This is a genomic window from Mucilaginibacter sp. P4_D1 (genome assembly GCF_056401935.1).
The window spans coordinates 1-24244 of the sequence record NZ_JBFUIJ010000063.1 but is presented as its reverse complement, the minus strand read 5'-3'; the positions used below and the strand labels follow the sequence as shown (position 1 = coordinate 24244).

The window sequence follows — 24244 nt, the reverse complement described above, 5'->3', positions numbered from 1 at the left end:
ATATCAAACAGAACCACGGGTTCCGACGCTTCATGCTCCGTGGGAAAGAAAAAGTAGCGATAGAATGGGGCTTACTTTCAATCGCACAAAACCTAAGAAAAAAAGCTGCCTAAAGGCCTTCTTTTCACTCGTTCTTAATCAATAATATTCGTTAGTTCGAAATCAACATCAAAAAACTACTTGAAATCGATTTATCCGCCGTAAAATAAAAAGACCGCATCATTTGATTTATGATACGGCCTCTTATTATAGAACGGGGTTTAAATCTTGTCCTGCAAAATACAATTAGTTAGTTCTGCGGTGCTGGCGATGCCTTCGCTTCTTTTCTGGCCGCCTTTTTTTGTTTTTGGGATTCTACAAAAGCCAGGTATTTTGTTTTTTGTTCGGCTGTTAAAATGGCTTCCAGTTTGGCCTGCGCGTTGTCACGGATCTGCATATGTGAATATTTTTGTTCTTTTTTATCATTTGTACCTTTAAGGGTCTTCAAACTATCAAGTCCTCTACCCTGCTCCAGCAGTACCGCATTTACCTGGGTTATCTGGCTGTTGCTTAAGTTAAGCTGTTTGGCCAATACCTTAGTTTGTTTTGCAGCCCGTAATGCCGGTGTCGCCTTTACTTTTTCCTGTGCATGTGCAAACAAGCCCAGCCCTGCTATAAAAGCTATCATCATGAATACCTTTTTCATAGTTATGTTTTTTAGGGGTATGACTGATGTTTGAAGTATTGGTTTAAATAATGAACAACAACCGGCAAAAAGGCAGGGACGTTTTTTGGGACGCCATAACAACCAATAAACTTGTGTGTGTATACCTGATACAGACGGCATACTCATTAATTCGATAAAAGATTCATCTTGCCAAATCTTGCCACCTTGCAATACTAATGAACCAATGAACTAATCAAAAACTTTCCTCACCAACATAATGTTATCTCCTTAATCAAACATCATTACCATGAGCCTGGAAAAATATGAAAAAAAGCGGGATTTTACCAAAACCGCCGAACCCAAAGCTGGAAAAAGCAAGGATAAAAACAGCCTCATTTTTGTAATACAAAAGCATGATGCTTCGCGGCTGCATTATGATTTCAGGCTGGAGATGGGCGGCGTGCTCAAAAGCTGGGCGGTGCCTAAAGGGCCGTCAACAGATCCAAAAACCAAAAGGCTGGCCATGATGGTTGAAGATCATCCTTATGATTACCGCAACTTTGAAGGCATCATCCCCGAAGGCGAATATGGCGGCGGTACGGTTATCGTTTGGGACGAAGGCACCTACGAACCAATCGAAAAAATTAAAGGCAAAAAAGAGCAGGAAAAGCACTTGTTGAAAGAGCTTAAATCCGGCTCGGTAAAAATAAAGCTTCATGGCGAGAAGCTCCGTGGCGAATTTGCCCTTGTAAAAACCCACGGCATGGGCGATAACGCCTGGCTGCTTATAAAACACGATGACGACTTTGCATCAAAAAAAGATATTACCAAAGAAGATAAATCCGTAATATCGGGCAAAACCATTGAAACGATGGAAAAAACCAGCGATAAGGTTTGGCATAGCGGCCACGAGGAAAAGATAGAAAAGTCCGAAAAGTCGTCGTTAAAAAAAAAATCCACCAAACCCGCCGAACCTGATGAAAGTGTAGCCGAACCGGAAGATATTAATGTAGACACCCTATTAAAAAAAGCCCCCAAAGCTAAAATACCCGCCGGCATCAAGCCCATGCTGGCCACCTTGGTTGATGAACCTTTTGACGACCCCGATTGGGTTTACGAGGTAAAATGGGATGGTTACCGCACGCTTGCATTTGTCAATAAAGGAGAGGTGGAGCTATTGTCCCGTAATAATAAAACATTTAACGAAAAATTTTACCCTATCCACAAACTACTACACGGTTGGAAGATTAACGCGGTATTGGATGGCGAGATCCTGGTTTTGAACGATAAAGGCATCTCCAATTTCGGTAACCTGCAAAACTGGCGCAGCGAGGCCGATGGCGAACTGGTTTATTATGTTTTTGATATTTTATGGTACGATGGCAAAAACCTGGTGGATTTGCCCCTGTCTCAACGGCAAGCCATACTCAAACAGGTTTTACCAGCCGACGATGACCGCGTGCGCGCCAGTAAAGTGTTTGACGCCAGCGGCATTGATTTTTTTAAGGCGGCTGAGCGGATGGGCTTAGAAGGCATTATTGCAAAAAAAGCCGATAGCACCTATGCTTCAGACACGCGTTCTAAAGAATGGTTAAAGATTAAAGTGCACAAACGGCAGGAAGTAGTAATAGCTGGCTTCACCAAAAACGAGGATACATCTAAACAGTTCAGTTCATTGCTGCTGGGTGTTTATGAGGGTAAAAACCTGCAATATGTAGGTAAAGTGGGTACCGGTTTTTCGGATAAAGTACAAAAGGAAATGATGGCACAATTTAAGCCATTAATAACCGATAAAAGTCCTTTTGATACTATTCCCGATGTAAATAAACCATCGCGTTTCAGGCCAAATCCGCCCAAAGCCAAAGCAACATGGCTAAAGCCCCAGCTGGTTTGCGAAGTAGCTTTTAGCGAAGTCACCAGCGACGGGGTGTTCCGTCACCCGTCATTCCAGGGTATGCGCGTTGATAAAAAGGCAACAGATGTAATACGCGAGGTTGCAGAACCTACCGGAACAGCTATTGAACAAGCGGAAGAGAAACATGAAGATAACCATGCGTCGGCCATAAAACCACCAAAAGAGAAAGGAAGAAAAACCTTGCTAAACCCAACCGACGAAACCCAGGTGCGCAAAATTTGCGGCCATGATTTGAAGTTTACCCACCTGGGCAAAATTTACTGGCCCGAGGATAAGGTAACCAAGCGCGATATGTTTAACTACTATTACCAGGTAGCGGAGTACATTTTGCCATACCTGAAAGATCGCCCCATGTCGCTTAACCGGTTTCCTGGCGGTATTCACGGCCCAAGTTTTTACCAAAAAGATGTAAAAGGCAAAGCGCCCGATTGGGTAAAAACATTTCCGTATACCAACGGCGAGGGCGAGCACAAAGAATATTTGGTTGGCACCGATGAGGCAAGCCTGCTATGGATGGCCTCATTAGGCTGCATCGAGATGAACCCCTGGTTCAGTCGTATTCAATCGCCCGACAACCCGGATTATTGCGTGATAGACCTTGACCCCGATAAAAACACCTTCGACCAGGTTATTGCAGCAGCGCTGGAAGTAAAAAAAGTACTGGATGCCATTGATGTGCCCTCCTACTGCAAAACTTCCGGTTCAACCGGGATGCACATTTATATTCCTACTGATGCCAAATACAGTTATGATCAAACCCAATTATTCGCCCGCATCATTGTAAACATCGTTCACAAACAAATACCGGATTATACCAGCCTGGAACGTATGGTAGCCAACCGTAAAGGTAAAATGTATCTTGATTTTTTACAAAACCGTCCCGGCGCTACCATAGCCGGCCCCTACTCACTCCGTCCCAAAATTGGCGCCACCGTATCTATGCCCCTCCACTGGGACGAAGTAAAACCCGGCCTCACCATGAAACATTTTACCATATTCAATTCAATTGGCAGGCTAAAAGTTGAAGGTGATTTATTTAAAGGGGTATTAGGAAAGGCCATCGATTTGGAGAAAACAATGGAAAAAGCTAAATCGATTTTCGGTCAATAGTCATTGGTCACCAAGTTTGATTGACCAACGATTGTTTTAAAAATCTCAAATAAATCCGACTAATGATTAATGACAAGCGCAGCGACAATGACTAATGACAGCGCAGCGAAATGACCAATGACAAGCGTAGCGACAATGACTACCCCACCGGCAATTTCACTACAAAAACAGAGCCTTTGCCTTCTGTGCTTTCAACATGGATAGTACCCTTATGGCTTTCAACTATCTGGCGTACAATACTAAGCCCTAAGCCTGTTGATTGTTCGCCACGCACGCCGGCGCGGCCGGCCTTTGTAAAGCGGTTAAATATCTCGGGGAGCATAGCCTGCGGAATCCCCATGCCATAATCCTGAACCTCTATAATCACATCTTTACTAACCTGGCTTAACCGCATGTCAACACGGCTGTTATCCTTTGAAAATTTCACCGCATTACTTACCAGGTTGTCAATCACACGGGAAAACCTTTCTTTATTAATCAGCGCATAAGCAGGGTTTATACTACTGGTAAAAATAACGTCAACGTTCAGTTTCCCCTGGGTGCGCCATGAATTTACCGCGGTTTTAAGCAGCTGATTTAATTCCGTTCTTTCGGTTTCAATAGGTCTCCCGTTTTCATTGCGGGCGGCATCCAGCAAGTCGTTAATGATCGACCGGGCTTTGGCGCACGATTCTTTAATCATATTCAAATTATCCTGCGTATCCTCGGTTACCTCATCCAATTCCATCATCATCGCTATCGACTCAACCGAGGCAATAGGGTTACGCAAATCATGCGCTACCATACCCAGCACCTGGTTTTTAAACACATTGGCACCTTCTATCAATTCATTTTTTTCACTTATTTGTAAAACCTGCTGGTAACTATTGGCCTTATAAGTAAAAAAGTACCGGGAGGTTAAATAAAAGGCCGACAATAGCACTACCGAAATTAACTGGTTATAAACCATTTGTGTAGGCGATGTTTGGCTATACAGCAGCAGGGCAGTAAAAAACAATTCGATGCCTATGATGAGTATAATGGTTTCATAATACTCAAATACTACAATGGCGCTTATGAGGCATAAAGCTATCAGGTAAAGTGTAAGCGAATTGCTTGGATCGGATGTGGCTATAAAGCTGGAATACATGCCACAGGTAATAATGTACAACGAAAATAAAAATACCGTAACCGCCATAAGCTGGGTGTTTTTTTTTCGCCTCTTGTATTCCAGTATCAGCAGGTTGGCCGCTATCAGGAAAAAGGGAGTTATTACCAGGAATACCCAGTTGCTTGTGTTAAATTCGGGAAAGTTTTGCGCTTTGGTAAGGCTTGCCGGGAAAACAACATACAGCACCCTTATAATGATGTTCAACAGTAAAAATATGATGCTGGCAGCCCTTACAGCAACCAAATTTTGGTATGTGTAAAAATCTTTATACAACGACCTGTACTTAACAGGCAGGGTGTTGAAAAAAAAGCGAGTGTTCAACATGAGCTGGTATCTACAAAACTAATAAAAGTATTAAAAATGTTACAATTAATATACATCACGACAAAATGACGCCCAATCTTTTTTTTACGTGACTTTTTATCATGTTTAGCTAACTGGCAAGGGATTTGACCAATACAACTCATAACACTAGATCACTATGAATTTTAACAACTTTACAATAAAAGCACAGGAGGCTGTACAAAAAGCTTCTGAGATTGCTACCGGTAATCAGCAGCAGGCAATTGAGCCGGCTCACCTGTTAAAAGGTTTACTGCTGGTTGATGAAAATGTTATTTCCTATTTACTAAAAAAGCTTAATGTTAACCTTAACCGCCTGAACGAGGTACTGGATACCCAGATAGCATCGTTCCCGAAAGTTAGCGGCAGCAACGTTTACCTATCGTCAGATAGTAACTCGGCCCTGCAAAAGGCGCAAGGATACTTAAAAGAATTTAAAGATGAGTTTGTATCGGTTGAGCATATCCTGTTGGGTTTGCTGGCGGCCGGCGGCAAAGTAAGCGGTGCGCTTAAAGATTTTGGTGTAAACGAAAAAGACCTTAAAAAAGCTATTATCGCTTTACGAGGCGATAGCAAAGTAACCGACCAAAATGCCGAAGCAACCTACAATGCCCTAAATAAATATGCCCGCAACCTGAACGAGTACGCCGAAAGCGGCAAGCTTGACCCGGTTATTGGCCGTGATGATGAGATTAGGCGTGTTATCCAGATCCTATCCCGCCGTACCAAAAACAACCCGATATTGGTTGGCGAACCTGGTGTTGGTAAAACCGCCATTGCCGAAGGCATAGCTTTCAGGATAATTAAAGGCGATGTGCCCGAAAGCCTGAAAACAAAAACAGTGTACTCCTTAGATATGGGCGCATTGATAGCGGGCGCCAAATATAAAGGCGAGTTTGAAGAACGCCTTAAAGCCGTTATAAAAGAAGTGACACAAAGCGATGGCGAGATCATTTTATTTATAGATGAGATACACACCCTGGTTGGCGCAGGTGGCGGCGAAGGCGCTATGGATGCTGCCAACATTTTAAAACCTGCCCTGGCCCGTGGCGAATTAAGATCAATAGGTGCTACTACCCTTAACGAATACCAAAAATATTTAGAAAAAGATAAAGCGCTGGAACGCCGTTTTCAGAAAGTAATGGTTGAAGAACCGGATGCCGCCGATGCCATATCGATATTACGTGGCTTAAAAGAACGTTACGAAACCCACCACAAGGTGCGAATTAAAGACGAAGCCATAATTGCCGCGGTTGAAATGTCGCAACGGTACATAGCCGACAGGTTTTTACCGGATAAAGCTATCGATTTGATGGATGAAGCTGCATCAAAACTACGCCTGGAGATGGATTCGGTACCCGAAGTGGTTGACGAGTTGGAACGCCGCATTATGCAGCTTGAAATTGAGCGCGAGGCTATTAAACGCGAACGCGACGACCGCAAGGTTGCCGAACTAAGCGAAGAAATTGCTAATCTATCCGCTCAGCGCGATTCGTTACGGGCCAAATGGAAGGGCGAAAAAGACCTGGTTGATGGCATCAACATAAAAGTTGAACTAATCGAGCACTACAAGCTGGAAGCCGAGCAGGCCGAGCGTGCCGGCGACTACGGTAAAGTAGCCGAATTACGGTATGGCACCATTGTACAGGCACAGGCCGAAGTTGAAAAATTGAAAGCCGCCCTGTTGGAGAACCAGAGCGATAGCCGTATGCTGAAAGAAGAAGTTACTGCCGACGACATAGCCGGAGTAGTAGCCCGCTGGACAGGCATCCCGGTGAGTAAAATGATACAAAGCGAAAGAGAAAAACTGTTAAACCTGGAAGGCGAGCTGCACAAGCGTGTTGCAGGGCAAGAGGAAGCGATAGAGGCGATAAGTGATGCCATACGCCGCAGCCGCGCCGGTTTACAGGATAAGCGCAAGCCAATAGGTTCGTTCATATTTTTGGGTACAACCGGCGTAGGTAAAACCGAGCTGGCCAAAGCCCTGGCCGAATACCTGTTTAATGACGAAGGCGCCCTGGTGCGGATAGATATGAGCGAATACCAGGAACGCCATGCCGTTTCAAGGCTTATAGGAGCGCCTCCGGGCTATGTGGGCTATGATGAAGGCGGCCAGTTAACCGAAGCCGTACGCAGGAAACCGTATAGCGTGGTATTGTTGGACGAAATTGAAAAAGCACACCCGGATGTATTTAACATACTGCTGCAAGTGTTAGACGACGGCCGTTTAACAGATAATAAAGGCCGGGTGGTAAACTTTAAAAATACCATCATCATCATGACCAGCAATATTGGCTCAAACATCATCCAGGAAAACTTCCAATCGCTGGAGGATAAGAACCGCGATGAGGTAATAGCCAAAACAAAAAATGATTTATTCAACGTTTTAAGGGCCACTATCCGCCCCGAGTTTTTGAACAGGATAGATGAGATCATTATGTTTACACCGCTAAGCCGGCACGAGATACACGACATTGTGAAATTACAGTTTGCCCAGGTACAACAAACCCTGGCCGAAATGGGCATCACCATGGAGGCAAGCGAAGAAGCGTTGGACTGGCTGGCCCAGTTAGGTTACGATCCGCAGTTTGGTGCCCGTCCGCTAAAACGTGTTATCCAAAAAAAGATCCTGAACGAGCTATCTAAACAGATCCTGGCGGGCACAGTAGATAAAGACAGCACCATTAAGGTAGATATGTTTGATAACAACTTTGTATTCCTGAACACGCCTAAGGTTAGTGAAGTGGCTGGATAAGTGAGTGGTTGGTTGACTTAAGCCAACTGCTTAGCTACATCCGTAACTTACAACATAATAAAAAAGCAGCGCTCCATGCGCTGCTTTTTTATTGTTTATCTGAAATGACGCTTAAGTTAATTTAAGCACCACAAAAGTAGTTAGTTTACTATTTTACTTAACCCGTACCAAAACAGGTTTTACTTCGGCATATTTTACCGCCAGTTTGGTTACAGGTATTTGTACCGAATCTTTGTTACAATAAGTCATCAGGAATTCTTTTTTCGAATCGCGGTACGAGCTTACAGCACCTATCATGCTCATCAATTTGATATAGCACCAGGCCAGGTCAAACTGATGCGGCTTAAAGCCAGAGCGGGCACTTTTGGGATATAGGTGATGGTTATTATGCCATTCGCCGGCCACATAACCAGGCCACAGCTGGTTTATTGACATATCTTCGCGGTTATAATCGGTGCCTTCACGGCGTTTATCCTGGCCTTTACCATGGCCTTCATAATTAAAGGTGCGCACGCCTACTGCCCAAAAGCCGGCAGAGCCGAAAATAGCGCACGCTAACGGCAAGCCACCCATTAGATAAAATGCGGTGAACCAGAAACCCCAGTTAAGAATAATACCAACAACGGTACGATATGGATTAGCAATGGTACCCCATTTTTGATATTGCTTATAGGTATTGGGAGTTACACCAACGTGTTTCATTAAGTTAACGCATTTTTTGTAACAGGCCTCGGTCATGTTCCTGGCTACGGGCTGGTGATTTACATCGGCCAAAAAGCAGTACATAAAGCCACCCTGCGCATTATAGGGATCACCGGGCTGGTCTGACAGTGCATGATGAACGTGGTGCGATACCGCGTAAATCTCTTCGGGAATTATTTTAAGCGTAAGGTTCTGGGTAAAAAAGCGCCAGAATTTATTGGTAAAAGTATAGGCGTTATGCGTGCAATACCTGTGGTGCCATATAGTTCCGTGCGTACCCATGATAATCATGCTGTAAACAAATGCAACTATCAAACCTACTATGCTGAAATATTTGAATATGAACAAAAACAGGAATGGTGTTAATGCGAGTACTAAAAACCAGCTCAAAAAAGAAAGCCAGTTTTTTTTATCCCTGAAAACATTCAGTCTCGAGAAAAACTCTTTTAAAATTATTGCATTGGTGGGTTTTGCAAGGTTACCATCCTCATCTGTCCATCCGTATGAGGGTGGTTCGAGCACTGTGTTTAAAAAAGCCATTAAATTAGTAGGGATAAAAAAAGTTAGGAGTATAAATTTTGTCACAATATAGTAAAAAATCTACTATATCATTATGATGTAGCGATATAATAGATTTCATTAAATCTACATATACTTAAAACGATTTCGAAATAATTAAATTACTTATCCCATAATATATATTTCTAAAAACACTTTTCACTACGTCTCTTTTTTACGCAAAAGCTTTATGATTTGTTAATATAAAAAGGAATAATTTTTGCTTAGCCGGCCAATGGTAAACTAAAACTGAAAGTACTGCCCCTACTCACTTCGGATTTAACCCATAAGCGGCCGCCGTTAAACTCTACCAGTTCTTTACACAAAAACAGGCCGATACCTGTGCCAATCTCGCCCATGGTGCCGTTTTGGGTAAAGTGCGAATTAAGATTAAATAGTTTAACCAACTGATCCTGGGCAATCCCTTTGCCAGTATCATTTACGTTAACAATAAGTTCATTGCCGGCCACCTGGCTACTCAGGGTTACGATGCCATTATCATCGGTAAATTTTATGGCGTTACTAATCAGGTTTCCAATAATTACCTTAATATGCTTTTCATCAGCCTTAACCAGGTGACCGGTGATTGCAATATTTTGAAACCTGATGTTTTTTTGCTGTAACTGGTAACTATAAACTTGCGCCATCTCTTCGCCTACAAGGTTAATATCAATTACAGATGGTGTTAAATTTATCCCCCTGATCTGGCTACCCGCCCATTCCAACAGGTTGGATAGCGTAAGCTCAGCCCCTTTTATTACCGGCTCCATTTTTTTCATGAGGCCATGCATATCCTCAAGGTTTAAGTTATTATCTCCAAACAAGGCCATGATGCTGCGCAGATTTGCGAAAGGTGTACGCAAATCGTGCCCTATTACAGCCAGTAGCTTATCCTTAAGTTTATTTATCGCCGCAAGATTGGCCGATTGCTCTTCAATCAGTTCCTTTTGCACCAGCAAAGCCTCATGCTGCCGGCTCAGCTTACTATTTAGCAATTTCTTCTGCTTAAAATTATAATAGGTAATATATAAAGCAATCAATACAACCAGTAACGAGATAATTAGTGTAATAATGATGGCATTTTGAAAATGGATCTTATTTTTATCTTCTTTCGCCTTTTGCTCAATTACCGCTATTTCATTAAGCCGGGCATTTAAAGCAAAATAATTTTGGATAAGTTCGGTATTACGCCTCCTGTCAGATTCGTTTAGTGAATCAAGCGCTCCGTTATACTTCTTTTGGAATTTCAGGGCGTTGGCAAGATCTTTCTTTTGTTCAAAGCTAAACATGATGGTGCGGTATGCATCCGAAATCCCATTCATCAAACCAATGCTGCCGGCAAGTGCCGCCCCCCTGGTGGCATAATCAATTGCTTTATCAAATTGCTTCAGGCCATTATAGTTATCGGCATATTCAATAAGTGTTTTAGCACGCAACCGCCGGTTATTGGTTTTAAAGCTCATGTAATACGCCGTATCATCATAAGCTATAGATCTCTGAAACTGCTTTTGAAGGCGCTGGATTGAACTTAACCGGGTATAAATAATATTGGTATTGTTGTCATCGCCGCTGGCCCTGCAAAGTTTTAAGGCCTGCAAACTTGCAACTATACCCCGGCTATAATCGTGCATCCTGATATATACCAGCGATTTCTCGGTATAAAACTCTCCCAGCATCCTGGTATCGTTTCCGGCATATTTTGCTGATTGGTTTAAGCTATTGATTGCCTGCTGATAATTTTTAAGCTCAAGGTAGGTACGGCCTATTGCGCTGTAACACTCGGCCAATAAAGTAGCATTATTTTTAGGTAAATAAGGTAACGCCGAATTAAGATAAAATAAACTGATAGGATAATAAGATTGCGACCAGTAAACGTGGCCCAGGTTTATATAGGCTAAACCTATCCCGGTATTGTATTTAATTTTTTCGGAAAGCAGCAGTGCTTTGCCGGCCATTTCGCGCGCATTATCAGGAGCGCCCATATAGCGTTCGCCTGCGGTTTTGTTGAGGCTGTCAACTGTACTTTTGATACCTCCAACATTGGTTACGACCGCAATTGGCACATCTTTTTGCGCATAGCACATGCTATGCATTAGCAATAATAACAGCACCTGGCCAATAGTTCGCCTCATTTATCAATTAGGGATTGAAATCTTATCTGCAATAGTATGGACAACCATTGTTGGCAATTCATACTTTATTTTACCTGCTTATTTAAGTGTGGCGCTGCTTAGCCGGCAACCAGGCATCTTTCGCCTTTCAAAAGCTCAATGCAGTGTTCATAGTTGTCGGGCATTTTTATCTGCTCCACTTCTTTCATATAGCCTTGCTTAATTTCTTTACGGCGCCGGGCTTCAATAAAGCGCCGTACATGCTCACGGTGTTCCAATATCAACCCCGGCACTTTAGCCGCTTTGTTGTGTTCATCTTTTGATACCATGGTAAAGTAACTGGTATTGGTATGCTTTACCGAGTTGTTTTTGATATTTTCAGATACCACCCTAATGCCCACTACCAGCGATGTGTTGCCCACATAATTAACCGATGCCATTAATGATACCAGTTCGCCCACTTCAACGGGCTGTAAAAAATCAACTGTATCAATTGATGCGGTAACACAATAATTACCAGCGTGTTTAGCGGCGCAAACATACGCTACCTTATCCATCAGCGATAACAATATGCCTCCATGAATTTTGCCGCCAAAATTTGAATAAGAAGGGATCATCAACTCGGTTATCGTGGTCTCAGAAAAACGTACCGTTTTGTAATCGGATTGATCGGTTAGCGCAGTCATGAAATATGGTTTATGGCTACAAGTTTAAGCATCCCATACTATTAATGCAACAAAACTATTACAATACATTAATTGCGTTAAACCTTGCCCTCTATAACCCATCCAAACCACATCCTTAATTTCAAACCAACTATTTGATATTGATATATACCTGTTTTATATTTACCCCAAATCACAAATACATTTGAGAAATCTAATCCTGCTAATTGTTTACCTTTTTTTTATAAACGTAGCGCGTGCCCAGGAAACTGTTGAGCGCAGTCATAAAATAAACGCGCACATTACCGAAAAGCTAACTGTTTTAAAAAGCGACAAAAGTACCAGGCATGGCCTGTACCAGATGATTTATAATAAAAAATATGCCCTGGCCAATGGCCGCTTTGATAACGATAAAAAAATTGGCATCTGGCATTTTTTTGATCCGACCGGTCGTTTGCTCCAAAACTATAACTATACCAACAACGAAGTTTTATATGAAGCACCCGAAGATACCACATCAAACCTGAGGTATTTTGTTGATAAACAACTGGCCGATACCGACCGTACCACCAAACCCATTAAAATAGGCGGGCGGTATTATGGTTATCTGCCATATTTAAAACTATTCAGGTTGCCGGCAAATCTAATGGATATAAGCAGGGACGTATCTATAGCCGTTGTTGAATTACTGGTTAGCCCCGGTGGCAGGCTGGCCTATTTTAAAACGACCATTTACAGCGGTAACTTTTCAAAAACCTTTAACATAAACGTTAACGTTTTGCCCGAAGAAGACAAAGTTTTTGTCCCCGCGACTGTAAACGGAGAACCGATAGGCTGCCGGATACTCATGAAATGTTTTATTGACGATGACGGCACCCTAATTTTTTAGCAACTACCTTTTATTAATGCACTATAAGCCGCCGCCAAACACCCTATTTCTCTGCTATCCATTTTACGGCTTCGTCCAACTCTTCTAAGGTGTAACCTTTGTACCTACCAGGTAGTATATATTTAAACAGATGGCTAAACTCCCTTATCCCCTCTTTATCAGTAACCATAGCTAATTTGTTCCATTTGGTAAAGTATTTAAAGCCGATACCTATATTGCCGCACCAGGCACCGGCATCAAAATCTTTGATATCGGTTTCCAGCACCAGCAGAAAATTGATTTTTCCATTTTGTTTTATGTGTTCGTCAAGCAGGGGCTCAAGCGCTTTTTCGTAGTCGGTATTTGTAATTTCACCAACGGCGTGTAATCCTAAAACGTGTTTCGGCAGGTAGTTCAAGTGCGTAAGCATTTATACATTTTTATATTTACCTATAGTTACAAAAACTACACCATTGATTAAACAATCTGGATTTTTTCTGYAGAAATATCATTACAATGCCTTTCCGCTTAATATTCATCATCAAACACTGTTTATTTTACGAATTTTAATTTGTAGTATCTTTGCACCGATATGCAAAACAGGACGGTATATAGCCAGTTAATAAAAAGCGAAGCGCAAAAGCTCGGCTTTTTGTTTTGCGGTATATCAAAAGCCGGCTTCCTGGAAGAGGAGGCACCGCGGCTGGAAACCTGGTTAAAAAAAAACATGCACGGCGAAATGCAATACATGGAAAACCACTTTGATAAACGTCTTGACCCACGGCTACTTGTTGATGGCGCAAAATCGGTAATTTCTTTAGGGGTTAATTACTATACAGATAACCAGCAAACAGACCCAACTGCACCCAAAATATCAAAATATGCTTACGGCATGGACTACCATACCGTTATAAAAGATAAGCTTAAACAGTTATTGCAAATCATCAACGAACAAATTGGCGAAGTTGGTGGCCGGGTGTTTGTTGATTCGGCACCGGTACTGGATAAGGCCTGGGCCAAAAAATCGGGGATGGGCTGGATAGGTAAAAATGCCAACCTGCTTAACAAAAAAGCAGGCTCGTTCTTTTTTTTGGCCGAATTGATCATCGACCTGGAACTGGAATATGACATAACCCCCACTGCAGATCATTGTGGCACCTGTACCAATTGTATTGATGCCTGCCCTACTGATGCCATTGTTGGGCCCTACGTTGTTGATGGCAGCCGCTGCATATCGTACCTCACCATCGAATTAAAAAACGAGTTGCCTGCAGAGTTTAAGGGAAAAATGGACAATTGGATGTTTGGCTGCGATGTATGCCAGGACGTATGCCCATGGAACCGTTTCTCTGTTTTAAACACCGAGCCGGCCTTTGCCCCCCACCCCGACTTGCTGCACCTTAAAGCTGCCGACTGGCAGGATATTACGCAGGATGTTTTTCAAAAAGTATTTAAAAACTCTGCTGTAAAACGCACCAAATTCAGTGGACTAAAGCGCAATATCGATTTTCTTCGATAAATACATATCAATATTTATTATTCACTTTTGTTGCATTTGCTACCTTGCGTTCGTTTGGGCTTTTATATTAAAACCTAAATATTTTACTTATAAACCCAAACCTGCAAATGAACCTTTACCGCTGTAATAATTTATTTTATATTTTGCTGCTGCTTGCAAGCTGCGTTACGCTTGGTGGTTGTAAAAAAAAACCACGCATGGTAACTACCACCATACATGGACATATTAATACACAGGGACCAGCTGTAATTGCCAGTAATGTAGTTGTACAGATATTTTATTATCAAAATTTTTGGGGGCTTGCCAAATCCAAGCAACTGATAGACAGTGTTATTAGCGACATAAACGGCGATTATCACCTTTCCTTTACAAGCAATGCTGCTGTCGAAAATGATATGCTCGGTACAGCATATTATACATTTAATATCAAAAAAGATCCGCTTGTTAAAAACCTGTTGCCAAACGGCCAATCATACCATTTGGGTCAGGATAACAAAATTGATATGTCGGTTATTATGTATCAGCCATTTAAAGCAAGGTTTACATTAAAAGCTCCACCAACCGGCCGGATCACAGTAGATACTCAGACGGACTATACTGGCCTATACCTGTTTACAACAGATAGCCTGGTTAACATGATTGTTCCCCGGAGCCAAAAAACCATCCTTAGGTATCAGGCAATTTCATCTACGGGAATTTTCCACGCTCTTAAACAACGGGATACTATTGACCTTGAAGCTACCCCAACTTTGCAAACCAAAAGTTTTCTTGTTGATACCGAAGGGTTATGAGATATGAGATATGTAAAAAGCCCCTGACGGGGCTTTTTGTTTAATGAAACTTTAAAAAAGTCTCAAATCTCATATCTAACATCTCAAATCTAAACAAACTATCCCTTCTTAAATTTCAACGCCAATTGGGCCAGCATATCGTCATTAACGGGCTGGGCAGGCTCTTCTTTCTTTTTAAAGGGCTTGGGCGGATATTGAGTTTTGGTATGATCGGGTTTATGGAATTCTTTTTTAGGATAATCGGCCTTAGGCGCTTCCGGGCGTGGTGCATGGGCCTGTTCGGCTGGCTTTGGTTGCTGGGCGGCGTTTTTTGCCTGGCGCTCTGCATTCTTTTTAGCATTCCAGCGGGTGTATATCTCTTCCAGCTTACGTTTGGTATATAGCGGAAAATCGCCCTGCATCATCCATGAATAGTAGCTTGGTTCGGCATTCAACACATCCTCAACCCTTTTGCCCTTATGTTTGCCAAAGTTAATGGTTTCCTCGCCCTGCTCGTTGTAAACCATCCGGCCGGCAAAATCAACCGGCTTGCTTAGGTTGGTAAACTTGTGCAGCGCTTCTACGTCGCCAACAACCGGCACGGTAATATTTCCCTTTTTATCCTCCCACTCCATGTCTTCATAGCGCTCAATCTGCGCCAGCAAAACCTCCATGGTTGCGCGGGTATCAGCCTCGGCCGAGTGGGCGTTCTCAATCTTTTTATCGCAATAAAACTGGTAAGCTGCTTTAAGCGTACGCTGCTCCATCTGGTGAAATATATTTTGTACATCCACAAAATGGCGGTCGTCTAACGTAAACTGTACGCCGGCGCGCAAAAACTCTTCCATCAGCATCGGGATATCAAACTTATTGGAGTTGTAGCCGGCAAGGTCGCTATCGCCAACAAATTCGGCTATGGCCTGGCCCAAAGCTTTAAACTCCGGTTCGTCCTTTATATGCTCGTCATAAATACCATGTACCAGTGATGACTCCAGCGGAATTGGCATTCCCGGATGAACACGCCAGGTTTTAACTTCTTCGCTGCCATCGGGGTGTAGTTTAATCACGGATATTTCTACTATCCTGTCAACCCCTATATTGGTCCCCGTAGTTTCCAGGTCAAAAAAGGCAAGCGGGCGTTTTAATTTTAGTTTCATTGTAATGATTCAGTATTACTGTAAAGGTCGCAAATGTCCTAAAAAGAATCAGCACAATAAATTTTTTAATTTAATTAATATCTAAGTTTTATTTTTAAATTAATACCATCCTAATTATCGCGATTATTGTATGAAAAAACTGCTACTTATTATTATTTTATTTATTGGTGCTCAACACATTATAAAGGCCCAGGATTTTGAAGGGAGTGTAAGCACCGAAGACCTTGAACTAAAAAGATACGCAAAAGACACCTCGGCACATGCCATATTTTTAAACGAATTTGGCAAAAGCAGGATTGATATGGTAAGCGACGACCATGTACGCCTGATATTTGATTACCATGCCCGCATAAAAATATTTGATACAAAAGGGCTTGAACACGGCACCATTGAAATACCTTTTCATCACAGCGCAAACGGAGAAACAACCGAAGAAGTTAGCGACATAACAGGCACCACCTATTACCGTGACGATGATGGCCTGATGCGAAGCGCCCCGCTGGATGTAAAAAAGGTGTATACTGTAAAAGATTACCAATATCGCAGTACCGTAAAGTTTGCCTTACCTGCCTTACGGCCGGGTTGCGTTATTGACTTTAAGTACAAACTAACCTCGCCTTATATTGATGAGTTCAGGAATTGGGATTTCCAGGACGAGATACCTAAAGCCCATTCAAAATATGATGTGCATATTCCTGCGTTTTGGGTGTTTAACGCCTCGTTACGCGGCGGTCAAAAGCTTTCAAAATCTACATCGGAGGTTGAAAGGGAATGCTTTTCGTCGCATGGCGCCAAATGCGATTGTTCATATATCACCTATGAGATGACAGATATCCCGGCTTTTGTATCTGAAGATTACATGACATCGCCCAAAAACTTTCTATCGGCCATATATTTTGATGAGGTGGAGTGGACCAACCCATACACCGGGGCCAAAACCGTTGTGTCTAAAACATGGAAAGATATTGAGCACCAGCTAAAAACCGACGATTATTTTGGCTCGCAGTTTAAACGCAAAGAATTGATGAAAGACAGGATAGCAACGGTAATAGCCGGCAAAACCGACGAGCTTGAAAAAGCAAAGGCAATTTATGCTTACCTGCAAAAGTGGTTTAAGTGGAATGACATTACATCGCTATATAGCCCCGAGGGTATAAAAAAAGCGTATGAAGCACATACGGGCACTATTGGCGATATTAACCTTGCCCTTGGGGCAGCCCTAAGGGCGGCCGACCTTAATACCGAGCTTGTAGTACTATCAACCCGTAACAACGGCAACATTAATATGCTTTACCCGGTAATTAACGATTTTAATTACGTGATTGCCAAAGTGAATATTGGCGATAAAAGCTACCTGCTTGATGCTACAGACCCGCTGTTATCATTTGGCCTGTTACCATTAAAATGCCTTAATGACAAAGGGCGGGTAATAAACCTTGATAAACCATCGTACTGGATGGAGTTAAGCGGGCTTCAAAAGGAATCGACAACAAGATCACTTGATTTAACTTTGCTTGACAATGGTAAGCTAAAAGGGACCATTATCAACTACTACAGTGGATATAACGCCTATGAAAAACGTAAAGCCATTAAAAAATTCAACTCGGTTGAYGAGTATGTTGAGAACCAGGACGAAAAACTCCCCAAATTAAAAATCCTGAAATCAACTATAGCCAACCTGGATAGCCTTGATATGCCGCTTGGTGAAACTTTTGAAGTTGAGATTGACGCTTATGACAATACTAACCACAACCGGTTGGTGTTTAACCCTTTTTTATGGGAAAAAATCACCAAAAACCCATTTAAGCTGGCCGAAAGAGATTACCCCGTAGATTGGGGGATGGCATCTGACGACAGGTTAATATTAACCATGCGGCTACCGCAGGGATATACCGTTGAAACGCCACCACAAACAGTAGCCTTTAAAATGCCTGGCGATGGCGGCTTGTATGCAACCAGCTTTGAAAATTTAGACAATACTTTCACATTTTCAAACATCACCAAATTCACCAAACCTGTTTACACATCCGAGGAATATCCTTATCTTAAAGAACTGTATAACAAAATAATACTTACAGAAAAGGCAGATATGGTTTTCAAGAAAAAATAATGAAAGTACTTACATCGCTCATTTTATTATTTGCATCCACATGGAGTGCAACCGCGCAGGAAAATTATGATGCATCGCTGATACCTAAAGATTTGCTACCCTATGCCAGCGCCGTTATACGGAGTAACGACATGAACATTGAGGTAAAAGACCTGGATAATACCTATTACCGTATTAAAACCGCGGTAACCATATTAAATAAAAATGGCGACGACGAAGCCGAAATTGTGATATTTCACGATAAAGCGAATGTGATTAAAAACATAAAAGGATTGGTTTATAACCAATTTGGCAAACCTATTGGCAAGTTTTCTGAAAGTGATTTCCAGGACGACGGCGCCGTAAGCCGCTCGGCTTTGTTTGAAGATACCAAAGTAAAACATTTTCAGCCCGCTGTAACTGATTATCCTTACACGGTTGTTTATGAATACGAATATAAATCGAAGCAATCATTAAGCTTCCAGGACTGGGAGCCTAAACCATCAGTTGATGTGTCTGTTGAAAAAAGCACTTATACATTTAGCTGCAAGCCCGATTTTAAAATCAGGTACAAAGAAATTAACATGCTCTCGCAATTGGTTGAAGGTACAAATAAACAGGGCGAGAAGACCTATAGCTGGCAGATAAGTAATATTAAAGCATCAAAATCCGAGCCTTATAGCCCTGTTTACGAAAAGATGAGCAGCAGGGTGAAGATTTCGCCCGCGTCGGAGTTTAATTACCTTGGCGTAACAGGCTCGTTTAATGACTGGAACGGCATGGGTAAATGGATCTATGATAAATTGCTATCGTCGCGCAAGGCTTTACCACCAAGCACTATCTACAGGATGCAGGAAATAACCCAGGGCATTTCCAATCCTAAAGACAAGGCCAAAAAGATATATGAATATATGCAGGGCAAAACACATTACATCAGCGTGCAGGTTGGTATAGGCGGTTATCAGCCGTTTTTAGCAAGCGATGTTGATGCGCAAAATTATGGCGATTGTAAAGCTCTGGTAAACTATACGCAATCACTTTTTAAGGCCGTAGACATCGATTCCTATTACTGTATTGTAAAGTCGGGAACTTTAAAACGTAGCCCGCTTACAGATTTTGCGAGTATGAACCAGTTTGACCACGTAATCCTGTGCCTGCCTTTTAAAAACGATACCACCTTTTTAGAATGTACCAGCCAGCAAATTCCTTTTGGCTTTTTGAGTGATTTTACCGACGACCGCGACGTATTAGCCTGCACGCCCGAAGGCGGTAAATTGATACATACCCCAAAATATCTGGCTAAAAGCAATATACAGCAATGTAAGGCCGATTTTACCCTGGCTGCCGACGGAACATTGTCGGGCAGTATGTTTACCAGTTTTAAAGGCTTGCAATATGATAACCGCGCGTACCTGCTTACCGAGCCACCAAAAGAACAAGTGAAAATACTCCAGAAAATTTACGCCATTAATAACCTGGATATCGAAAAATTTGATTTTAAAGACGATAAAAACATCCACCCAAGCCTTACGGAAACAATCAAACTAACTGCCCCAGATTATGGGTCGGCCGTTAATGGTAAAATCGACTTTTTGGCCAATGCCACCAACAGAAAAGATAATACCCCGCGCGAGGTACGCAACAGGCATTATGATTTATACATTAACACGGGTTATACCGATGAAGACGAAATTACCTATACCCTACCCAAAGGTTATCATGTAGATATGCGGCCGGCCAGTATTTCGCTCGAAAAACCATTTGGCAATTTCTCGGTATCTGCCACGGTCGTTGGCAACCAGTTAATTTACAAACGAAAGCTGCAAATAATTGACGGTACCTACAGCAAAGATTTGTACCAGGCTTTTGTAGATTTTTACCAATCGGTAAGCGAAACAGATAACAGCAATGTAACGCTGATTAAAGATAACTAAATATTACAATGCCCAGGATGATACCAATAATCATCACCAGGTAAAGTGTGATCTCGTTACCGGCAAACTTTTTATATTTAGTCCAAAACGAGTATTCTTCTTTTTGCTTCGACATAAGGATGCAAAGTTAGTACTTTTCAGTGAGTGGTTGATTGAGTTGATTAGGTGAGTGGTTTGKAAATTAGTGAGTGGTTAATTTAGTTGATTGGGTGAGTGGTTTTAAAATTAACAACCCAATTTAATAATGCCACGAACTAAAAATCTTGATACTTGATACTAATTACATGCTACTACTTAATTAACCTGAACAGTTCCTTCATCCACAGATCCCGCTCTGGAAAAGTATTTGTATAGCGATGGGTCGCGAAGTTTTACGATAATTACGCCCCGCCTTGAGCTGGCATGAACTACATATCCGTTTTGCAGGTAAATGCCCACGTGGCTAAACTGCTTGCCGTCAAAATCGAAGAAAACCAGGTCGCCTTCTTTTAGTTCGTCTTCATATTTGCGTTTAATAACGGTTATTTGCTTGCTGGTCATCCGGGGGATGGTAATTCCGTACACCTGCTGCTCCAGCAAAAAGGCAAGTCCTGAACAATCCACACCATCTTTATCAAGGCCGCCAAATTTGTAGGGGGTACCCATCCATTGCTCGATAAAAGCATAAAGCCTCCCATTTTCGATATCGCTTTTGCCTACGCCCATGATCTCCGAATATTTGGAAGCAATATCCCCATCAGGTTTTACTACTTCGCCGGGCCGGCCGCGCATGGCTGCCTTGCGGGTATGGCAGGAGGTTAATACTATCGGCACAAAAAACAAAACGAAGCAATATAAAAAGAGGCGATGTTTGGTCATGCAGTAAAAGTAGAATTTATACGTGATGGTAAAATACGGATGTTTTTAACAATTTAACATTGCAGATGTGCAAATTTCAGATTTCAGATGTGCAGATGTTTTATAAAATATAAAATGGCCTGCCTTTCCATCTGCACATCTGAAATCTGCACATCTGAAATCTACGATTTTATCACCCTTTGTATCTCATCCAGCTTCATCAGCGCTTCAACGGGTGTTAACGTATTTACATCAAGATTATTAAGGGTATCGCGGATTTTTACCAATACGGGGTCGTCTATCGAGAACATTTGCATCTGCACGGCCTGTTTTTGCACTTTGCGGATGCTTTCTTTGATATGCTCCCCTCCTGTGCGTTCGTTTTCCAGTTTCTTCAGAATTTCATTGGCGCGGGTCAGCACTTTTTGGGGCATTCCGGCAAGCTTGGCTACGTGAATCCCGAAACTATGTTCGCTGCCGCCGGGTACCAGCTTACGCAGGAAAATAATTTGCTGGCCAACTTCCTTTACTGATACGTTGAAGTTTTTGATACGGTTAAAACTGTTGCTCAGCTCGTTCAGCTCATGATAGTGGGTGGCAAACAGCGTTTTGGCTTTTGCCGTTGGATGGTTATGCAGGTATTCGGCAATAGACCATGCAATGGAAATACCATCATAGGTTGAGGTACCCCGGCCAATCTCGTCAAGCAGGATCAGGCTTCTGTCTGACAGGTTATTCAGGATACTGGCCGTCTCGTTCATCTCCACCATGAAGGTTGATTCGCCCGACGATAGGTTATCTGACGCCCCTACCCTGGTAAATATCTTGTCGACCAACCCAATCGACGCCGATTTAGCCGGCACAAAGCAGCCCATCTGCGCCATCAGCACAATTAAACCGGTTTGCCTGAGCAAAGCCGACTTACCCGCCATGTTGGGGCCGGTGATGATGATGATCTGCTGCGTTTCCGAATCCAGGTATACATCGTTAGTGATATAGCTTTCGCCCAGCGGCAGGTTCTTTTCTATCACCGGGTGGCGGCCGCCTTTAATGTCGAGCACTTTACTCTCGTTCATCTGGGGTTTGGCGTAATAGTTTTTGATGGATATATGGGCAAAATTAAGCAGCACATCCAAACGGGCTATTAACTGCGCATTCAGTTGGATAGGTTTTATATATTCGGCAAGTGAATACAACAGATCATTATAAAGGCGGGTTTCAATCACCAGGATTTTTTCCTCGGCACCTAAAATCTGCTCTTCGTATTCTTTTAGCTCGGGGGTAATATAGCGCTCAGCGTTAACCAAAGTCTGCTTCCTGATCCACTCCGAGGGTACCTTATCGCGGTGGCTATGCGTAACCTCCAGGTAATACCCGAACACGTTATTAAAAGAAACTTTTAATGACGGTATCCCCGTTGCCTCGGCCTCGCGTTTTTGTATCTCCAGCAGGTATCCTTTGCCGCCAAAGGCTATTTTACGCAGCCTGTCCAGTTCCTCATTAATCCCCTCGTTCATCACCGATCCTTTTACGATCATTACCGGCGGCTCGGGGTTTAATTCGCGTTCTATTTTCTCGCAAATAGTTACGCAGGGATTTAACTGCTCGCCAATAGCGCGTAGTGGCAGGCTTTCAGAAGATTCGGCTGTTTTTTTGATGGAGCCGATGGCCATCAGTGCTTTTTTAAGCTGGCAAACCTCGCGCGGGTTGGCTTTTTGTAAACCTATCTTGCTGATTAACCGCTCCAGGTCGCCTATCTGGCGGATGCAGTTTTGCAGGTTTTCGCGCAGCTCTTCGTGCTCAATCATGTACTCTACAACGCCCAGCCGGTCGTTTATAGGCTTTATCTCTTTAAGGGGCATCACAATCCACCGGCGCAGCAAACGGGCGCCCATGGGCGAGCAGGTATGGTCAAGTACATCAACCAGGGTAAGTGCATTATCGTTGGTCGATCCTACCAGTTCCAGGTTGCGTACACTAAACCTGTCCAGCCATAAATAACGGTCTTCCTCAATCCGGCCAATGGCACTGATGTGCTGCAGATTGCGGTGTTCTGTCTCATTTAAATAATGGATGGCTACACCCGCGGCTATAATGCCCAGGTTAAGCTTATCTATCCCAAAACCTTTTAACGATTTTACGCCGAAATGCTTCAACAACGTTTCGGTAGCGTAATCACCGCTGTAGGGCCATTCGTCAAGGGCATAGGTATAAAAGCGGTCGCCGTAGTTATCTTTAAAATCGCGCGTGCGGCTTTTAGGGTATATCACTTCGCTTGGCGAGAAACTTTGCAGCAGCTTATCAATATAATCGCTGTTGCCCTGCGCTGTCCAGAATTCGCCTGTCGAAATATCGATGAGGGCAATGCCTATGCTGTTTTTTTCAAAATGCAGCGATGCCAGGTAGTTATTGCTTTTTTGATTTAGGATATTGTCATTAGTAGCTACCCCGGGCGTAACCAGTTCAGTAACGCCGCGTTTAACAATAGTTTTGGTTGTTTTAGGGTCTTCCAGCTGATCGCAGATGGCCACACGCTGCCCCGCGCGTACCAGTTTGGGCAGGTACGTATCCAGTGAATGGTGCGGGAAGCCAGCCAGTTCGATATGCGTGCCTACGCCATTACCGCGGCGGGTAAGTACAATGCCCAATATGCCTGCGGCCTTAACGGCGTCTTCGCCAAAAGTTTCGTAAAAATCGCCCACGCGGAACAGCAGCAGAGCACCTGGATACTTCACCTTGATGGCGTTGTATTGCTGCATTAATGGGGTTTCTTTGGTAGTGTCTTTAGCCAAGCGGTTTACTCCTTTTGTTAATCGGGTAAAGTTAATGCATTGCCCGTGGTTTTAGGGCATTGTGGAAAAGTTGCAGGGCTGACGCATAAGAAACGTTAAAAACGGGAGGTGTTGCCAACAAAATGTTGATAAAGAGGTGATAAGTTTAAGGGTTGCGGTTGTCAAAAAGGCTTTCAAGTTTTTTTCTTTGTAAAAAAGAATATGCCCACATCCCTTCACGATCATTTCAGATGGATACCCGATCCACGCACGGGCAATAATAAGAAGCATAATTTACTGGAAGTAATCATTTTATCGGTCTTGGCAGTGTTATGTGGTGCTGCT

General features: G+C 42.8%; 19 protein-coding genes. 9 read left to right on the top strand and 10 right to left on the bottom strand.

What is annotated here, in order from left to right; translation table 11 throughout:
- A partial coding sequence (locus AC1DV1_RS28900; protein ID WP_477365692.1) for a transposase occupies positions 1-113 on the top strand: 113 nt, incomplete at its 5' end.
- A 176-nt stretch (positions 114-289) separates the two neighbouring features.
- Here AC1DV1_RS28900 and AC1DV1_RS28895 read toward each other — a convergent pair.
- Complete coding sequence (locus AC1DV1_RS28895; RefSeq protein ID WP_477367394.1) at positions 290-685, bottom strand: hypothetical protein; 396 nt, start codon at positions 683-685, stop codon at positions 290-292.
- Between the two features lie 268 nt (positions 686-953).
- Between AC1DV1_RS28895 and ligD the strand changes: the two genes are divergently transcribed.
- The gene (gene ligD, locus AC1DV1_RS28890) at positions 954-3671 is read left to right on the top strand and encodes a DNA ligase D (RefSeq protein ID WP_477367391.1); all 2718 of its coding nucleotides are present in this window, start codon (positions 954-956) and stop codon (positions 3669-3671) included.
- Positions 3672-3810: 139 nt separating this feature from the next.
- Here ligD and AC1DV1_RS28885 read toward each other — a convergent pair whose 3' ends face one another.
- Entirely contained in the window at positions 3811-5145 is a 1335-nt protein-coding gene (locus AC1DV1_RS28885) for a sensor histidine kinase (protein ID WP_477367387.1), read from the bottom strand.
- A gap of 157 nt (positions 5146-5302) precedes the next feature.
- Between AC1DV1_RS28885 and clpB the strand changes: the two genes are divergently transcribed.
- Positions 5303-7918 carry an ATP-dependent chaperone ClpB gene (gene clpB, locus AC1DV1_RS28880; RefSeq protein ID WP_477367383.1) on the top strand — a complete coding sequence of 872 codons (2616 nt, stop codon included), beginning with the start codon at positions 5303-5305 and terminating at the stop codon, positions 7916-7918.
- 153 nt (positions 7919-8071) lie between these two features.
- Here clpB and AC1DV1_RS28875 read toward each other — a convergent pair whose 3' ends face one another.
- From AC1DV1_RS28875 to AC1DV1_RS28865, 3 genes are all read right to left on the bottom strand, one after another.
- A complete protein-coding gene (locus AC1DV1_RS28875) occupies positions 8072-9160 on the bottom strand; it encodes a fatty acid desaturase (protein WP_477367380.1) in 1089 nt (362 codons plus the stop codon).
- Positions 9161-9402: 242 nt separating this feature from the next.
- Positions 9403-11310 (bottom strand): tetratricopeptide repeat-containing sensor histidine kinase, encoded by a 1908-nt coding sequence (locus AC1DV1_RS28870; RefSeq protein WP_477367376.1) that lies wholly within the window; start codon positions 11308-11310, stop codon positions 9403-9405.
- Positions 11311-11408: 98 nt separating this feature from the next.
- Entirely contained in the window at positions 11409-11975 is a 567-nt protein-coding gene (locus AC1DV1_RS28865; protein WP_477367373.1) for an acyl-CoA thioesterase, read from the bottom strand.
- 184 nt (positions 11976-12159) lie between these two features.
- Between AC1DV1_RS28865 and AC1DV1_RS28860 the strand changes: the two genes are divergently transcribed.
- Positions 12160-12843 carry a hypothetical protein gene (locus AC1DV1_RS28860; protein WP_477367370.1) on the top strand — a complete coding sequence of 228 codons (684 nt, stop codon included), beginning with the start codon at positions 12160-12162 and terminating at the stop codon, positions 12841-12843.
- Positions 12844-12886: 43 nt separating this feature from the next.
- Here AC1DV1_RS28860 and AC1DV1_RS28855 read toward each other — a convergent pair whose 3' ends face one another.
- Positions 12887-13252 (bottom strand): SpoIIAA family protein, encoded by a 366-nt coding sequence (locus tag AC1DV1_RS28855; protein WP_477367367.1) that lies wholly within the window; start codon positions 13250-13252, stop codon positions 12887-12889.
- Positions 13253-13414: 162 nt separating this feature from the next.
- On the opposite strand from AC1DV1_RS28855, the gene queG reads away from it, so the two are divergent.
- Together queG and AC1DV1_RS28845 are read left to right on the top strand one after the other, a co-directional pair.
- On the top strand, positions 13415-14341 hold the full coding sequence (gene queG, locus AC1DV1_RS28850; RefSeq protein WP_477367363.1) for a tRNA epoxyqueuosine(34) reductase QueG: 927 nt from the start codon (positions 13415-13417) through the stop codon (positions 14339-14341).
- A gap of 107 nt (positions 14342-14448) precedes the next feature.
- Complete coding sequence (locus tag AC1DV1_RS28845; protein WP_477367360.1) at positions 14449-15132, top strand: hypothetical protein; 684 nt, start codon at positions 14449-14451, stop codon at positions 15130-15132.
- Positions 15133-15230: 98 nt separating this feature from the next.
- Here the strand turns inward: AC1DV1_RS28845 and AC1DV1_RS28840 are convergent, their stop codons facing one another.
- Positions 15231-16268, bottom strand: coding sequence for an exonuclease domain-containing protein (locus AC1DV1_RS28840; protein ID WP_477367357.1), 1038 nt, complete (start codon positions 16266-16268; stop codon positions 15231-15233).
- Between the two features lie 130 nt (positions 16269-16398).
- On the opposite strand from AC1DV1_RS28840, the gene AC1DV1_RS28835 reads away from it, so the two are divergent.
- Together AC1DV1_RS28835 and AC1DV1_RS28830 are read left to right on the top strand one after the other, a co-directional pair.
- Entirely contained in the window at positions 16399-18378 is a 1980-nt protein-coding gene (locus AC1DV1_RS28835) for a DUF3857 domain-containing protein (protein WP_477367354.1), read from the top strand.
- Positions 18378-20291: a DUF3857 domain-containing protein gene (locus AC1DV1_RS28830; protein WP_477367351.1), complete on the top strand. Its 1914-nt coding sequence runs from the start codon at positions 18378-18380 to the stop codon at positions 20289-20291. Before AC1DV1_RS28835 ends, AC1DV1_RS28830 begins: the two co-directional genes overlap by 1 nt.
- Here the strand turns inward: AC1DV1_RS28830 and AC1DV1_RS28825 are convergent.
- The 3 genes from AC1DV1_RS28825 to mutS all read right to left on the bottom strand — a co-directional run bounded on the left by AC1DV1_RS28825 (position 20278) and on the right by mutS (position 23920).
- Positions 20278-20406: a hypothetical protein gene (locus tag AC1DV1_RS28825; RefSeq protein WP_255369896.1), complete on the bottom strand. Its 129-nt coding sequence runs from the start codon at positions 20404-20406 to the stop codon at positions 20278-20280. The two genes, AC1DV1_RS28830 and AC1DV1_RS28825, sit on opposite strands and share 14 nt — an antisense overlap.
- A gap of 179 nt (positions 20407-20585) precedes the next feature.
- A complete protein-coding gene (locus AC1DV1_RS28820) occupies positions 20586-21149 on the bottom strand; it encodes a C40 family peptidase (RefSeq protein WP_477367347.1) in 564 nt (187 codons plus the stop codon).
- 161 nt (positions 21150-21310) lie between these two features.
- Positions 21311-23920 carry a DNA mismatch repair protein MutS gene (gene mutS, locus AC1DV1_RS28815; protein ID WP_477367344.1) on the bottom strand — a complete coding sequence of 870 codons (2610 nt, stop codon included), beginning with the start codon at positions 23918-23920 and terminating at the stop codon, positions 21311-21313.
- Positions 23921-24121: 201 nt separating this feature from the next.
- Between mutS and AC1DV1_RS28810 the strand changes: the two genes are divergently transcribed.
- Positions 24122-24244, top strand: a 123-nt coding sequence (locus tag AC1DV1_RS28810) for a transposase family protein (RefSeq protein WP_477367397.1), incomplete at its 3' end; no start/stop codon positions are given.

Coding starts and splice junctions, on each gene's coding strand:
- AC1DV1_RS28870 (WP_477367376.1), bottom strand. CDS start 11,310: ATGAGGCGAACTATTGGCCAGGTGCTGTTATTATTGCTAATGCATAGC.
- queG (WP_477367363.1), top strand. CDS start 13,415: ATGCAAAACAGGACGGTATATAGCCAGTTAATAAAAAGCGAAGCGCAA.
- AC1DV1_RS28830 (WP_477367351.1), top strand. CDS start 18,378: ATGAAAGTACTTACATCGCTCATTTTATTATTTGCATCCACATGGAGT.
- AC1DV1_RS28845 (WP_477367360.1), top strand. CDS start 14,449: ATGAACCTTTACCGCTGTAATAATTTATTTTATATTTTGCTGCTGCTT.
- AC1DV1_RS28825 (WP_255369896.1), bottom strand. CDS start 20,406: ATGTCGAAGCAAAAAGAAGAATACTCGTTTTGGACTAAATATAAAAAG.
- AC1DV1_RS28820 (WP_477367347.1), bottom strand. CDS start 21,149: ATGACCAAACATCGCCTCTTTTTATATTGCTTCGTTTTGTTTTTTGTG.
- AC1DV1_RS28885 (WP_477367387.1), bottom strand. CDS start 5,145: ATGTTGAACACTCGCTTTTTTTTCAACACCCTGCCTGTTAAGTACAGG.
- AC1DV1_RS28895 (WP_477367394.1), bottom strand. CDS start 685: ATGAAAAAGGTATTCATGATGATAGCTTTTATAGCAGGGCTGGGCTTG.
- AC1DV1_RS28875 (WP_477367380.1), bottom strand. CDS start 9,160: ATGGCTTTTTTAAACACAGTGCTCGAACCACCCTCATACGGATGGACA.
- clpB (WP_477367383.1), top strand. CDS start 5,303: ATGAATTTTAACAACTTTACAATAAAAGCACAGGAGGCTGTACAAAAA.
- AC1DV1_RS28865 (WP_477367373.1), bottom strand. CDS start 11,975: ATGACTGCGCTAACCGATCAATCCGATTACAAAACGGTACGTTTTTCT.
- ligD (WP_477367391.1), top strand. CDS start 954: ATGAGCCTGGAAAAATATGAAAAAAAGCGGGATTTTACCAAAACCGCC.
- AC1DV1_RS28855 (WP_477367367.1), bottom strand. CDS start 13,252: ATGCTTACGCACTTGAACTACCTGCCGAAACACGTTTTAGGATTACAC.
- AC1DV1_RS28840 (WP_477367357.1), bottom strand. CDS start 16,268: ATGAAACTAAAATTAAAACGCCCGCTTGCCTTTTTTGACCTGGAAACT.